The sequence below is a fragment of the Mesobacillus thioparans genome (assembly GCF_965138835.1).
Classification (GTDB): Bacteria; Bacillota; Bacilli; order Bacillales; family Cytobacillaceae; genus Mesobacillus; species Mesobacillus thioparans.
Genome location: NZ_CBCSFH010000015.1, coordinates 60,247 through 73,402 on the forward strand (window position 1 = coordinate 60,247; position 13,156 = coordinate 73,402).

The window sequence follows — 13,156 nt, forward strand, 5'->3', positions numbered from 1 at the left end:
CCTAAATAGAATACTCAAATGTAAAGTATGCAAAATGGGCATGACCGGTGCGGAACTGGTCATAAGGCCAGGGGAATTTATTAAAGGCTGTTTTCGTAAAGGTTTTTGTTAAAATCCTAAAGCCGATTTTAACGTGATCATAGCCATTATGTATGTCGGTACTAAGTTTGCAAGCTCTTTTCTCATTATAAGCGTTAACTGTGTGAATAATTTTAGGTTATTCAATCCTACTTTGTAAGCAATAGCGACAAAGTTTGAGAAAAGAGCCTAATAAAAAAAGGTTTACAAAGAGAAAAAATTTCCATATACTGAAGTTAACTATAAGAGAGGCAGGTGGAGTGTAATGAGCAGAATGTTAATTGTTATTGAGTTGACCGTTTCTTATTGCACGTCCCACTAACCTAAGCGGAATAATAGACTATTCGTCTTTTTCTACATGCTTATGAAACTGCGGGATGTGCATGCCTGTGGTTTTTTTATTTTATAAGCATGATGGAGGAGAAAGAATGAGTAAACTTGAAAGTATCGGAATGACTGCTGAAATAGGGAAATATTTCGAGGATGTTCATTTCCAGGAATATAAGCCAGGCAGGGTTGCATTGGAGCACAAGCATAGTTATAGGGTATGGCTCGAAGATGGGGAATACCTTTGTACACTCTCAGGTAAATTGGCATTTGAAGCAAATGGCCGGGATGACTTGCCGGCAGTTGGCGACTGGGTTGCCGTAAAGACCTCACCAGGTGAAATGCGGGGAACCATCCGGGGAATCATGCCGCGAAAGAGCAAGTTTTCCAGAAAGGCTGCAGGGCAAGTCACCGAGGAGCAGATTGTGGCAGCTAATATAGATACTGTGTTCATTGTGAATTCCCTTAATGATGACCTGAATTTAAGGCGGATTGAAAGGTATCTTCTGCTTGCCTGGGAGAGCGGTTCAAATCCGGTCATCATATTGAGCAAAGCGGATTTGGAGCCGGACCTTGAAATAAAGATGGAGCTGGTGGCAGAGGTGGCAATCGGTGTTCCTGTCATACCAGTGAGTGTCCTTGAGGGAACCGGCACGGAGGAATTACAAAGATATCTAGCCCCTGGACGGACGGTTGCTTTAATTGGGTCGTCAGGAGTCGGGAAATCAAGCCTTGTCAATTATTTCTCGGGATACAACAAACAGCTTGTGCAGGAGATTCGTGAAAGTGATGATAAGGGTAAGCATACAACGACACACCGGGAGATGGTGCTGCTGCCTGGTGGTGCTGTGCTCATCGATACACCGGGAATGAGAGAGATCCAGCTTTGGACCGGTGAGGAAGGAATCAGGGAAAGCTTCGCTGATATCGATTTGTTCTCTGAAGAATGTAAATTTCGTGATTGCACCCATGGTAATGAGCCTGGTTGTGCAGTGCGCTCAGCCATTGTTGTTGGCCACCTAGATGAGAGCAGGCTTGCCAGTTATCAAAAGCTGCAAAAAGAACTGGCATATATTGACCGGAAGTTGGATAAGAAAGCACAAGCTGAGGAAAAAAAGCACTGGAAAAATATCAACAAAGAGATTCGCCAGAAAACAAAGTTCAAACGATAATGAACAAAAAGCCTCTTCTCCGGAAGGGGCTTTTACTGTTAAGTGTTCTGAATGTGTTTTTTGCTTTAAAAGATATACAATAGGGAATAAGTATTTGAGTAGAGTTTATTTAGAATTGGAAGAGGTGGACTCATGAATAAAGAAAATCGTATGCTTGCGACGTTTGCTGGAGGCTGTTTCTGGTGTATGGTCAAGCCGTTTGATGAACAGCCGGGAATCTACAGTGTTGTTTCCGGCTATACAGGAGGCACGAAGGAAAATCCTACATACGAAGAGGTATGCAGTGAGATGACCGGGCATTATGAAGCCGTACAAATCACATTTGATCCTGAAGTCTTTCCGTACGAGGAACTTCTGAAACTATATTGGCAGCAAATTGACCCGACTGACCCAGGCGGACAGTTTTACGACAGGGGCCAATCGTACCAGACTGCCATTTTTTATCACGATGAACAACAGAAAAAGCTGGCAGAAGAGTCGAAAAGGAAGCTTGAAGAGAGTGGGCAGTTCTCGAAGCCAATCGCTACAAAAATACTGCCGGCAAAGACATTTTATCCTGCTGAGACCTATCACCAGGGGTATTATAAGAAAAATCCGGAACGCTATAATGCTTATCAAAAAGGTTCAGGCCGTGAAGCTTTTATCAAGGGACATTGGGGTGAGAATAAATGAAAAAGAATCAAGAAGAGTTAAAGAAGAGGCTGACGCCGATGCAATATGAAGTGACACAAAACAATGGGACCGAACCGCCATTCAGGAATGAATTTTGGAATGATCTCAGGGAAGGGATTTATGTGGATATCGTCTCGGGTATGCCGTTATTCAGTTCCCGGGATAAATATGATGCGGGCTGCGGCTGGCCGAGTTTTACTAAGGCAATCGAAGAGGAAGAAGTCGTTGAAAAAAAGGATCTGAGCCATTTCATGGTCAGGACAGAAGTGCGGAGCAAAAGTGCAGACTCCCATTTAGGCCACGTATTCGATGATGGCCCGGGAGAAAATGGCCTGAGATATTGCATCAATTCAGCTGCATTAAGGTTTGTGCCGAAAGAAAAAATGGAAGAAGAAGGCTACGGGGATTTCCTAAAACTGTTCCAGGATTGAACATAACTAAACCGCAGGAAGGGATGGTACGATGTTTAAAAAGTTGTTCGGGAAAAAGGATGAACCAATCAAAACAATCAAGCTCCTTGCACCCATAACTGGAAAAGCAGTTGAACTGAATGAGGTTCCAGATCCTGTTTTTTCTGAGAAAATGATGGGTGACGGTTTGGCGATAGAACCATCGGATGGTGTTGTTGTATCCCCTGTAGATGGTGAAATCATGCAGGTTTTCCCAACAAAGCATGCCGTAGGGATCAGGGCCAGGAACGGAGCAGAGATTCTCATCCATATTGGCCTCGAGACTGTTTCTCTGGAAGGTGAAGGCTTCGAAACACATGTGAAGCAAGGTGACCAGGTAAAGGCAGGGGATAAGCTCGTCACTTTTGATATGGGAATCATTAGCGAGAAGGCAAAAAGCACAATAACACCAATTATCATCACCAATACCGACCAGGCATCCTCATTAGAGAAACTGACAGAAGGAAATGTCGAAAGAGGTTCCACTCCAATTCTTGAGGTAACATTTGAATAGAGGAAAAGCCGCTGATATCAGAGGCTTTTTTCTTTGGCGGGCTTATCGCCATTTTGGGAAGTCATTCCGCCAGACAGGATGAATTTCATCGCATCTTCAGGTTTGACATCGAGGATTTCTATATCCTCCTTAGGAATCAAGAAAGTAAAACCGGCTACCTGGAAAGTTTGTGGTACATAAACAGCAACATGTCCTGATAATGGCTCATGAAATGCCTGAAGGTTCTCTGACGTTATGAAACCAAGACTTTTCATATTGGTCCCCGGGAGTGTGACAAGGGCCACTTTAGAAAAGGACTTCTTATCACCCAGGAAAGAATGGACGGTATCTTTTAGTACAGAGTAAATCGTTTTGACCAGTGGGATTTTTTCCAGAAGTCTGTCAACCATCCTGATGATACTTCCGGTAATGAACCGGGTCGACAGCCAGCCAAGAAAGGTTATCAGGAACAATGTTGTCAGCAGCCCGATACCTGGTATATATCTTTCTTTAAAATACGGCTTCAGCAAATTCCCAAGCAGACTGTCCAAAAACATGAAGGTTTTATAAATCACATAGATAACGAGAATGATTGGGACGATGGTGAGGATGCCGTTAATGAAATTTTTGAATATGCTTTTCATTGTATCTCCTTCAGGAATTATTGCTGCCTGGTTACATGATCACAGGACCAGGCAGCGTCTAGATATGCCCATCAAATCTGCCGTTCAGAGATGGGCATATAGAAAGTATCATACACTTACCTTCAGGAAAATTCTATATTATTTTTTCTCATTGACAGCGACGATGATCGCGGAAATCTGGATCAGGGATTTGCTGCTTTTATGATTCATGGAGGATTCCTCGATCGTTTCAAAACGGACGGTATGGTGACCGTTCTCAAGGCCGTTTGCTATATATAAGAACCGCTCCCGTGAAAAAGGCCACCAGGTGGAAATATTCCTGATATATTTACCGTCTATATAAACCTTCATCATTCCGCCGTCCGGGCTTCGTATTGCCGTCACCCCGAGGGTAGGACCATCAAACTCATATTCAAGAATATCTCCTGGCTGTTTGCTAATATTAATTCCATTTTGCGTCAGGAAGCCTTTACGCGCAGAGAAATGTTTTTTTTCAGACAGAAAGAATGCTTGATTCCTGGTCAAAGGTTTGGGAAATCCGGCAATATCCGTCTCCTTCTGGATATTATCTTTGATCAGCTCCAGAATGGAATACGCATACAGCTGATACCCTTTTCCATTCGGATGCACCATATCGGTAGTCAGCTGTTCTGTCAGCATGCCGGATTCCTTGAAAGGAATCCGCATATCCAATGTTTTTGCTCCATAATGGACAGAAACTCTATCAATCGCGTCAGCAAATTCCTCCTGCTTTAAAGGATTCTCGATGATTGTGATGACCTCAGAATTCGGGTAGCGCTCTTTTGCTTTTCTAATCAGTCTTTCATAGAAAAAAGTGAATTGTTCTGCGTCCATATATTTACGGTCATTTTCGCCAAAGACGATGAAAATGAGGTCGATGTCACTGAATTTTGGCGCTTTTTGCAGTTTGTATAAGCCTTCAAAGGCGGTAGCTCCGCTTTGGACAATACTATTCCGTCGAGCCCTGGATCCGCTGAAATCTTTAAGAAGCACCTCGAACTGACTGTACCATCTCAGGTTTTTACTTTCTGCCCCAGCGCCTCGCCCAATGCTGTCACCGATAATCATGTAATTAATCGATGAACCGCTGGCGACTTTTTCATAAACACTTAAATCCTCGGAAAGGTAATGTTCTGATTGTATCGCTAAAAAGGAAAGCACTGCGGCTGTAAGTAAGATTAAGGTCAAAACTTTTTTAGGATTGGATTTCATTCTAGGCTGTACCCTCCATGCATTAGTTGCTATTAGTCTATTTTAACCTTAAGCGCCCCACGAATGAATTGAAAAGATGGATTCGCCACAAAAAATGAGAAATTAAAAAAAATAGGCTAATGCACAAACGGGTCAAGTACCCATATCATACCGTAAAGGGAAAGCAATTCAAAAACAAACGAGGAGTGGTTTTTAATGTACGGATATGATAATGCCCCAATGCCAGTAACTTCACCAATGGCAACAGCACCAACTTATGGCACTTTCTGTGGCGGAGGTTATCCTTATGCAGGAGTAGGCGGCGTTGGATATGGTTGCGGTGGCGGTTTTGCATTGATCGTGGTACTGTTCATTTTGTTAATCATCATTGGTGCTTGCTGCAGCTATAACTGGTAAAAATAAAGCAGTATAAAACCTGGTAATATAATATCGAGGCTGTCTGCGAGCGGGCAGCTTCTTATTTTGCATTTAATTAATACGAACATTTTATTGTTATATAATATTTATAGTTCGTGTTTTCGGTTGACTGCATCGTGGTTATTTGTTATATTTACCATTGGTTAATCAAAAAACTGATTGGCGGAGGATGCATAATGAAAACAAACTATGATGTAATTGTCGTTGGAGCAGGTCCAGCAGGGATTTTTACTTGCTATGAATTATCGTTGAAGATGCCTGAAGCGAATGTTCTGTTAGTTGATAAAGGACACGATATCTATAGAAGGAACTGCCCGATTTTACAAAAGAAAATTGAAAAATGCCCGCCGCCAGCTGGAAAAAAGGATTTTGCAGGATGCCTGCCGGCTTGTTCGATCACCAATGGCTTCGGCGGAGCTGGTGCATACTCCGATGGGAAATTCAATATAACAAGTGAATTCGGCGGCTGGATGACGGATTATCTTCCTGATTCAAAAGTTGTCGAACTAATTAAATATGTCGATGAAATCAACCTCAAGCATGGCGCAACTGAAAGCATCACAGACCCGATGACAGACAAAGTCCGTGAAATTGAGAGAAGAGGCTATGCCGCGGGCCTGAAGCTGCTGAGGGCCCAGGTTAGACACCTTGGTACGGAGCAGAATCTTGAGATTTTGAAGGATATTTTTGAGTACTTAAAAGATAAGGTGGATATGGCGTTCAAGACGGAAATCGAGGATTTGATTACCGAAAAAACGCCTGACGGCCATAAAGTAACAGGTGTAGAGCTAAGGAATGGCGAGAAAATTTTTGCTGACAAAGTCGTGGTTGCCCCTGGCCGTGACGGCTCAAAGTGGCTGACACAGCTTTTGAAAAAAAGAAGGCTCAAGATGATCAACAACCAAGTGGACATTGGCGTCCGTGTCGAAACATCCAATGTTGTCATGGAGGAAATCAACGAACACCTGTATGAAGGGAAGTTCATCTTCAATACTTCGGTAGGGACGAGCGTGAGAACCTTCTGCAGCAATCCATCCGGACATGTTGTTGTCGAGAATCATTCTGGAATCATGCTGGCAAACGGCCATGCTTACAAGGATCCTAAACTGGGAAGCAACAATACGAATTTTGCCTTGCTCGTATCCCATACTTTCTCTGATCCATTCGATAAACCGAATGAATACGCTCATGAAATATCGCGTCTGGCGAATAGCCTTTCCAACGGCGGGCTGATCGTCCAAAAATACGGAGATATTTTAAAAGGGCGCAGATCTACGGAAAAAAGAATCAAAGAAGGCTTCCTTGAACCAACGTTAAGAGAAGCAGTTCCTGGAGACTTGGGTTTGGTTCTTCCATATAACACCCTTAAGAGTCTGGTAGAAATGACTGAAGCGCTGAACCAGGTTACGCCTGGACTTGCTTCTGAGCATACTTTGTTCTATGGAGTGGAAGCGAAGTTCTATTCTGCACGACCAAAGCTGAACGACAAGTTTGAAACTGAAATCAGCGGCCTGTATGTGGGCGGCGACGGTGCTGGCATCACCCGCGGACTTGCACAGGCAAGCGCCTGCGGAGTCTGGATTGCGACTGACATTATCGAGAAGTCGAAAACAGGAAGAAAGCCTGAGCCTGCACTTGTATAGATCCTGCTAACAAATTGAAAGAACGGGACATGCTTACACCCTGCTTTTTCTTTGATAGAATAGAAGATATCATTGAAGAGGCGGGGAGAATATGTTTGCACCCAAGTTAGTGCCGGGGGATGAAATCCGGGTCATCGCACCAGCAACAAGTATGGTCATTTTAAAAGGAGCTCAACTGGACCTGGCCGTTGAGCGATTGACGCAGCTCGGTTTCAAGGTGACCTTTGGAAAGAATGCAGATGCCCATGATGAGTTCTTCAGTTCTTCGATCGAGGAACGGATCGAGGATCTGCATGAAGCGTTTGCCGATGGAAATGTAAAAGGAATTTTAACGGTAATCGGCGGATACAATTCCAACCAGCTGTTGAAGTACATTGACTTTGATTTAATTGCAGCCAACCCGAAAATCTTTTGCGGATACAGCGATATTACGGCTTTGCAGCTGGCAATCTATAAGAAAACCGGGCTGGTAACATACTCAGGCCCTCACTTTTCAACCTTTGGCGTGAAGCATGGCCTGGAATATACGTTGAATTCTTTTTTGGATGCCGTTACGAATGATGCGCCTTATGAAATTTCCCCATCCGAAACGTGGTCAGATGATGCCTGGTATCTTGAACAGGAAAATCGGACGTTCCACGAAAATGATGGCTTTATGGTCATCCAGGAAGGAGAGGCAAGGGGAAGGCTGATCGGCGGGAATCTTGGCACAATGAACCTGCTTCAGGGCACTGAATTCATGCCATCCCTGAAAGACAGCATCCTGTTCATTGAAGATGATGAAGAAAGCCATTCAAGAAGTTTCGACCGAAATCTCCAGTCACTTCTTCACCTTCCAGATGCCGGCTCGATAAAAGCACTTTTGATTGGACGTTTCCAAAAGAACTCCAATGTGACAGAAGAGGCATTGAGGAAAATCATTCTGAGCAAGGAAGAATTAAGGAATATCCCGATCATCGCCAATGTCAATTTCGGCCATGTCCAGCCATTCGCCACCCTGCCGATCGGATCATTCGTGACTATCAAGGCAGCCAGTGACGAAACCGAACTCTTTATTGAACAAGACGAATAGATCGTGAAGGAGGCACCTTTTATAGAGGTGTCTTTTTCTATAGGTGGGCTTAGGAGCCCATTGGATAGAATTTCATGTATTGAAGGCGAAGTTGTCAGAATCTAGTCCGAGTTCGGACAGCTTTTTGAATAATGGCGCCAAAGCTGTCCGAAGTAAGCCTGAGTTCAGACAGCTTTTAGTGTGATAAGCCTTAAGCTGTCTGAAGTAAGCCTGAGTTCGGACAGCTTTTCGTGTAATGGTACCAAAGCTGTCCGAAGTAGCCCCAAGTTCAGACAGCTTTTCGTATATTGTCGCTCAAGCTGTCCAAAGTAAGCCCGAGTTCGGACAGCTTTTCGTATATTGTCGCCCAAGCTGTCTGAAGTAAGCTCGAGTTCGGACAGCTTTTTGCATAATAGCGCCCAAGCTGTCTGAAGTAAACCCGAGTTCGGACAGCTTTTCGTATATTGTCGCCAAGCTGTCTGAAGTAAGCCTGAGTTCAGACAGCTTTTAGTGTGATAAGCCTTAAGCTGTCTGAAGTAAGCCTGAGTTCGGACAGCTTTTTGCATAATAGCGCCCAAGCTGTCTGAAGTAAGCCCGAGTTCGGACAGCCTTTCGTATATTGTCGCCCAAGCTGTCCAAAGTAAGCCTGAGTTCAGACAGCTTTTAGTGTGATAAGCCTTAAGCTGTCTGAAGTAGCCTGAAGTTCAGACAGCTTTTCGCATAATGGCGCACAAGTAGTCTGAAGTAAGCCCCCAGGTCCCATTCAAATAGTAATACCGATGAATCCCTCAGTGCATCTACTATTAGTCCGTATTTAAATAACCTTCACCTCAATCCCCTGGGCAGTATGTCGTAATTTTTTCATATATAAGAAAGATTCCCGTCTTGTTTTCATACAATTTACAGAATGTCCATTTGATTTTAATTGCGGTGAATGGAGTGAAATTATGAGGCCGTCCTATTTGATCAAGCCTGCCCTGGATGAGAGCTATCCGGAGATTGACTACGGTAAGGGTACCTACCTTTTTGACAAAGACGGGAAGAAGTATCTTGATGCTGCTTCCGGGGCTGTTACGGCAAACATCGGTCACGGAGTCCCTGAAATCATCCTTGCGATGCATGAACAGTCCAAACGAGTTTCATTTGTGTACCGCTCCCAATTCACCAGTGAGGCAGCAGAAAAGCTTGCTGAAAAACTGTCTGATTCACTTCCTGGTGATCTGAACTGGAGTTTTTTTGTGAACAGTGGGTCAGAAGCGACCGAAACCGCGCTGAAAATCGCGATTCAATACTGGCAGGAGAAAGGGGTCAAGTCGAAAACCAAAATACTCTCGCGGTGGGTCAGCTACCATGGTATCACGCTTGGTGCCCTATCCATGTCAGGACATCCCGGGAGAAGAGCGAGGTTCGTGCCATTACTGGAGGAATTCCCGACGATTTCACCTCCCTACTGTTATCGTTGTCCATATCAAAAATCAGCGCCGGATTGCGGTTATTTATGCGCTAAGGAGCTGGAAGGTGCAATAAAAAGGATCGGAGCCGACCATATCGCCGCATTTATTGCAGAACCGGTGATTGGTGCTGCCGGTGGAGCGATTTCTCCACCGGAAGGCTACTACGAAACAATTAAAAAGATTTGTGACGACAATAATATATTATTTATCGCGGATGAAGTAATGACAGGATTTGGCAGGACTGGGCCCATGCTTGCGATGGAGCATTGGAATGTCATTCCCGATATTGTCGCACTCGGCAAGGGGATGGGTGCAGGTTATGCGCCGATCGCAGCCACAGTCGTTAGTGACCATGTGATGGAGCCGATCCTGAAGGGTTCCAAAGTCATCATGAGTGGCCATACTTTAAGCGCAAACCCTCAATCATGCGCAGCTGCTTTGGCGGTTTTGCAATATCTTGAGGATAATCAAATTTTAAACGATGTAGAATCGAAATCTGTTTATCTGAAAAACAGGCTGGACCAAGTAAAAAACAAGTTCAGCTTTATTGGGGATGTCAGGGGTAAAGGGCTGCTCCTAGGATTGGAGTTTGTCAAATTGCCTGCATCGAAAATCCCGTTCGACCAGAGTGTAAAACTGACGGAACTGGTCGTCAAAACTGGCAGGGAACATGGAATCCTTCTGTATCCTGCGGGAGCCGGCCTCGATGGTCTGTCAGGTGATGCGGTCATCATCGCGCCGCCGCTTACGATCACGAAACGTGAAATTGACGAACTGATTGCCCTTTTGAAAACAACATTCATTGAAGTATATAAAACACTGGGACTTCCTTTTGAAAATGGAGTTGAGGAGTAGATGGAAAATCCATTTGGTAAGATTGCCACGCTTGAGCAGGCAATGGAATATTTTTATGACGGAATGACCCTGATGTTTGGCGGGTTTGGCGGAGTCGGTTCACCTCCTGCCCTGATAGATGGCATTCTGGACAAGAACATTAAAAATCTTGTCTTGATCGGGAATGATACAGGTTTTCCGGAAATCGGCATCGGTAAAATTGTCAGCCGCAGGAGGGCCAGGAAAGTGATTGCCTCCCATATCGGCTCCAATCCTGTAGCCGGCGACCTTATGACCAGGGGAGAAATGGAGGTCGAGTTCTCTCCGCAGGGCACGCTGACGGAGCGAATCAGGGCGGGGGGAATGGGACTTGGTGCTATTTTAACGGATGTTGGGGTCGATCATGATTTCGTTGCGAAGGACAAACAAAGAATGACTCTAAATGGCAGGGAATATTTGATTGAACCAGCGCTGACAGCAGAAGTGGCGATTGTTTTTGCCAAGAAAGCCGATCCTTACGGGAATCTGGTTTTTGATAAAAGCGCCAGGAATACGAATCCGCTCGTGGCGATGGCAGGGAAATTCACGATTGCCGAGGTTGAGGAAATTGTTCCGCTCGGCACTCTGGATCCGGAGGAAATAGTGACGCCCGGTGTTTTCGTGGATATGGTAATTCCATCTTGTGGGGTGAATTGGAAATGGGCATGGGAATAGATATCAGGAATAGGATGGCGAAGCGGGCTGCCGAAGAGATTCATTCTGGGATGGTCGTCAATCTGGGCATTGGAATCCCTTCACTTGTCCCCAATCATCTGCCACAGGAAACCAGGGTGATGTTCCATGCCGAAAATGGGATAGTCGGAATGGGTGAATCACCGGCAATTGGGTTGGAAGATGAAAATTTATGCAACGCCGGCGGGTTCCCGGTTACAGTCGTCCCGGGCTCCTCTTATTGTGACAGCGCGGTGGCGTTTGGAATGATCAGGCGAGGGCGTGTTGACTTAACGATACTCGGTTCATTGCAGGTAAGCCAAAAAGGAGACCTGGCAAACTGGATAGTCCCGGGCAAAAAGGTACCCGGAATGGGGGGGGCGATGGAGCTGGCGCAAAAAGCCAGGAAAGTTGCTGTCCTGATGAACCACACCGATAAAAACGGAGTGCCTAAAATAGTCAAAACATGCTCCTTGCCTTTGACTGCGGCCAACTGTGTCGACATGGTAATCACCGACCTTGCAGTATTTAAAATCAATGAAGGATCCATGATTCTCTCTGAGCTTTTTGCGCCATATACAGTAGCTGAGATTACTGCCAAAACCGCCTGCGATTTTTCCATTGCTGAAGATCTACGGGTTATCGAATATTAAAGGGGTTGATATCGTGCAAACTGCTGAGGTAAAGGTGCGGCAATATATAAAGGAAAACAGAATAAAGGGAACACGTCTTTTGCAGAAAATGGTACAGGAGCCAAGTACGAGGGGAGAAGAAAGTGGAGCGCAGGCTGTAGTTATCGAAAAATGCCGTGAATTAGGCTTTGAAATGGATATCTGGGAAATCGGAGGTGATGGACTGGCAGGCCACCCGGCGTTTTGCTCTGATCGCAGTAACTTCAAAGGAAACCCTAACGCGGTGGGAATTATGAGAGGCACTGGCGGGGGAAAGTCGATGATTCTGAATGGCCATATCGACGTTGTCCCCGCCGGTGACGTGAAGGATTGGGACCGGGAACCTTACAGCGGATATATTGAAAGCGGCAAGCTATATGGACGTGGATCGACGGATATGAAGGGCGGTACTGCCTCCTTGCTTATGGCCATGGAGGCCATAAAGAATTCAGGGATCAAGTTAAAAGGTGATGTCATTTTCCAGAGCGTGATCGAAGAAGAAAGCGGCGGAGCAGGGTCGCTTGCAACAGTCCTTAGAGGTTATAAGGCGGATGCCGCAATCATTCCTGAACCAACGAACATGAAGCTGTTTCCGAAACAACAGGGATCCATGTGGTTCAGGATTTCGGTCAAAGGCAAAGGTGCCCATGGCGGCACAAGGTATGAGGGAGTCAATGCGATTGAAAAGGCGATGCTGGTGATTGATAGATTGAGAAAACTGGAGATGGAGAGGAACGAGAGAATAACAGATCCGTTTTTTGATAGTATTCCAATACCGATTCCGATCAATATCGGAAAAATTCAGGCTGGCGATTGGCCTTCCTCCGTTCCAGACCTGGCGATCATTGAAGGCAGGATGGGTGTGGCTCCAAATGAAACACAGGAGGATGCAAAAAGGGAAATGGCGGAAGCCCTATCACATATAAGCAACGCTGACTCATGGCTTGAAGAAAACACCCCTGTACTTGAGTGGTTTGGCGCAAGCTGGCTGCCGGGAGACCTTGACCCGGAGCACGAGCTGATCAAAGTCTTATCAGAAAGCTTTAAAGGTGTAAAGGAACGGGAGCCATTGATCGAAGCCTCGCCCTGGGCGACAGATGGCGGCATCCTTTCGAAAGTTGGCGGGATACCGGTTGTGGTTTTTGGCCCAGGAGTAACGGAAACGGCACACCAGGCAAACGAATATATCAGGCTTGAAGATGTATTTGAATCAGCAGAAATCATCGCACTCACTTTACTGAAATGGTGCGAAATCAGTGAATAACATCTTATTTACCTGAGTTGATGATACAAGCTTTAAATCTAAA

13 protein-coding genes are annotated in these 13,156 nt (G+C 45.2%); 11 read left to right on the forward strand and 2 right to left on the reverse strand.

The window, feature by feature from the left end; genetic code table 11:
* Positions 1-506: 506 nt before the first annotated feature.
* From rsgA to ACNAZ4_RS19915, 4 genes are all read left to right on the forward strand, one after another.
* Positions 507-1,577 carry a ribosome small subunit-dependent GTPase A gene (rsgA, locus tag ACNAZ4_RS19900; RefSeq protein ID WP_415817388.1) on the forward strand — a complete coding sequence of 357 codons (1,071 nt, stop codon included), beginning with the start codon at positions 507-509 and terminating at the stop codon, positions 1,575-1,577.
* Positions 1,578-1,709: 132 nt separating this feature from the next.
* Positions 1,710-2,249 (forward strand): peptide-methionine (S)-S-oxide reductase MsrA, encoded by a 540-nt coding sequence (gene msrA / locus ACNAZ4_RS19905; protein WP_415817390.1) that lies wholly within the window; start codon positions 1,710-1,712, stop codon positions 2,247-2,249.
* On the forward strand, positions 2,246-2,680 hold the full coding sequence (gene msrB / locus ACNAZ4_RS19910) for a peptide-methionine (R)-S-oxide reductase MsrB (RefSeq protein ID WP_415817392.1): 435 nt from the start codon (positions 2,246-2,248) through the stop codon (positions 2,678-2,680). Before msrA ends, msrB begins: the two co-directional genes overlap by 4 nt.
* Positions 2,681-2,711: 31 nt before the next feature.
* Positions 2,712-3,212: a PTS sugar transporter subunit IIA gene (locus ACNAZ4_RS19915; RefSeq protein ID WP_415817394.1), complete on the forward strand. Its 501-nt coding sequence runs from the start codon at positions 2,712-2,714 to the stop codon at positions 3,210-3,212.
* Positions 3,213-3,229: 17 nt separating this feature from the next.
* Here ACNAZ4_RS19915 and ACNAZ4_RS19920 read toward each other — a convergent pair whose 3' ends face one another.
* Together ACNAZ4_RS19920 and ACNAZ4_RS19925 are read right to left on the reverse strand one after the other, a co-directional pair.
* Positions 3,230-3,835: a DUF502 domain-containing protein gene (locus ACNAZ4_RS19920; RefSeq protein ID WP_415817396.1), complete on the reverse strand. Its 606-nt coding sequence runs from the start codon at positions 3,833-3,835 to the stop codon at positions 3,230-3,232.
* Positions 3,836-3,973: 138 nt separating this feature from the next.
* Positions 3,974-5,068, reverse strand: coding sequence for a GDSL-type esterase/lipase family protein (locus tag ACNAZ4_RS19925; protein ID WP_415817398.1), 1,095 nt, complete (start codon positions 5,066-5,068; stop codon positions 3,974-3,976).
* Between the two features lie 237 nt (positions 5,069-5,305).
* On the opposite strand from ACNAZ4_RS19925, the gene ACNAZ4_RS19930 reads away from it, so the two are divergent.
* The 7 genes from ACNAZ4_RS19930 (at position 5,306) to ACNAZ4_RS19960 (ending at position 13,113) form a co-directional block, all read left to right on the forward strand.
* Positions 5,306-5,464, forward strand: coding sequence for a YjcZ family sporulation protein (locus ACNAZ4_RS19930; protein WP_415817471.1), 159 nt, complete (start codon positions 5,306-5,308; stop codon positions 5,462-5,464).
* 197 nt (positions 5,465-5,661) lie between these two features.
* Positions 5,662-7,128 (forward strand): NAD(P)/FAD-dependent oxidoreductase, encoded by a 1,467-nt coding sequence (locus tag ACNAZ4_RS19935; protein ID WP_415817400.1) that lies wholly within the window; start codon positions 5,662-5,664, stop codon positions 7,126-7,128.
* Between the two features lie 91 nt (positions 7,129-7,219).
* Complete coding sequence (locus ACNAZ4_RS19940) at positions 7,220-8,200, forward strand: S66 family peptidase (protein WP_415817402.1); 981 nt, start codon at positions 7,220-7,222, stop codon at positions 8,198-8,200.
* Between the two features lie 926 nt (positions 8,201-9,126).
* Positions 9,127-10,488, forward strand: a complete 1,362-nt coding sequence (locus ACNAZ4_RS19945; RefSeq protein ID WP_415817404.1) for an aspartate aminotransferase family protein — start codon at positions 9,127-9,129, stop codon at positions 10,486-10,488.
* Positions 10,489-11,181, forward strand: coding sequence for a CoA transferase subunit A (locus ACNAZ4_RS19950; protein WP_415817406.1), 693 nt, complete (start codon positions 10,489-10,491; stop codon positions 11,179-11,181). It begins immediately after the preceding gene.
* Positions 11,166-11,831: a 3-oxoacid CoA-transferase subunit B gene (locus ACNAZ4_RS19955; RefSeq protein WP_415817408.1), complete on the forward strand. Its 666-nt coding sequence runs from the start codon at positions 11,166-11,168 to the stop codon at positions 11,829-11,831. The genes ACNAZ4_RS19950 and ACNAZ4_RS19955 overlap by 16 nt, the downstream gene beginning before the upstream one ends.
* Before the next feature lie 13 nt (positions 11,832-11,844).
* On the forward strand, positions 11,845-13,113 hold the full coding sequence (locus tag ACNAZ4_RS19960) for a peptidase (RefSeq protein WP_415817410.1): 1,269 nt from the start codon (positions 11,845-11,847) through the stop codon (positions 13,111-13,113).
* Positions 13,114-13,156 lie beyond the last annotated feature (43 nt).

Bases quoted from the DNA above. Each gene is read 5' to 3' on its own strand.
- ACNAZ4_RS19935 (WP_415817400.1), top strand. From the start codon at position 5,662: ATGAAAACAAACTATGATGTAATTGTCGTTGGAGCAGGTCCAGCAGGG.
- msrA (WP_415817390.1), top strand. From the start codon at position 1,710: ATGAATAAAGAAAATCGTATGCTTGCGACGTTTGCTGGAGGCTGTTTC.
- rsgA (WP_415817388.1), top strand. From the start codon at position 507: ATGAGTAAACTTGAAAGTATCGGAATGACTGCTGAAATAGGGAAATAT.
- ACNAZ4_RS19945 (WP_415817404.1), top strand. From the start codon at position 9,127: ATGAGGCCGTCCTATTTGATCAAGCCTGCCCTGGATGAGAGCTATCCG.
- ACNAZ4_RS19930 (WP_415817471.1), top strand. From the start codon at position 5,306: ATGGCAACAGCACCAACTTATGGCACTTTCTGTGGCGGAGGTTATCCT.
- msrB (WP_415817392.1), top strand. From the start codon at position 2,246: ATGAAAAAGAATCAAGAAGAGTTAAAGAAGAGGCTGACGCCGATGCAA.
- ACNAZ4_RS19920 (WP_415817396.1), bottom strand. From the start codon at position 3,835: ATGAAAAGCATATTCAAAAATTTCATTAACGGCATCCTCACCATCGTC.
- ACNAZ4_RS19925 (WP_415817398.1), bottom strand. From the start codon at position 5,068: ATGAAATCCAATCCTAAAAAAGTTTTGACCTTAATCTTACTTACAGCC.
- ACNAZ4_RS19950 (WP_415817406.1), top strand. From the start codon at position 10,489: ATGGAAAATCCATTTGGTAAGATTGCCACGCTTGAGCAGGCAATGGAA.
- ACNAZ4_RS19915 (WP_415817394.1), top strand. From the start codon at position 2,712: ATGTTTAAAAAGTTGTTCGGGAAAAAGGATGAACCAATCAAAACAATC.
- ACNAZ4_RS19955 (WP_415817408.1), top strand. From the start codon at position 11,166: ATGGGCATGGGAATAGATATCAGGAATAGGATGGCGAAGCGGGCTGCC.
- ACNAZ4_RS19940 (WP_415817402.1), top strand. From the start codon at position 7,220: ATGTTTGCACCCAAGTTAGTGCCGGGGGATGAAATCCGGGTCATCGCA.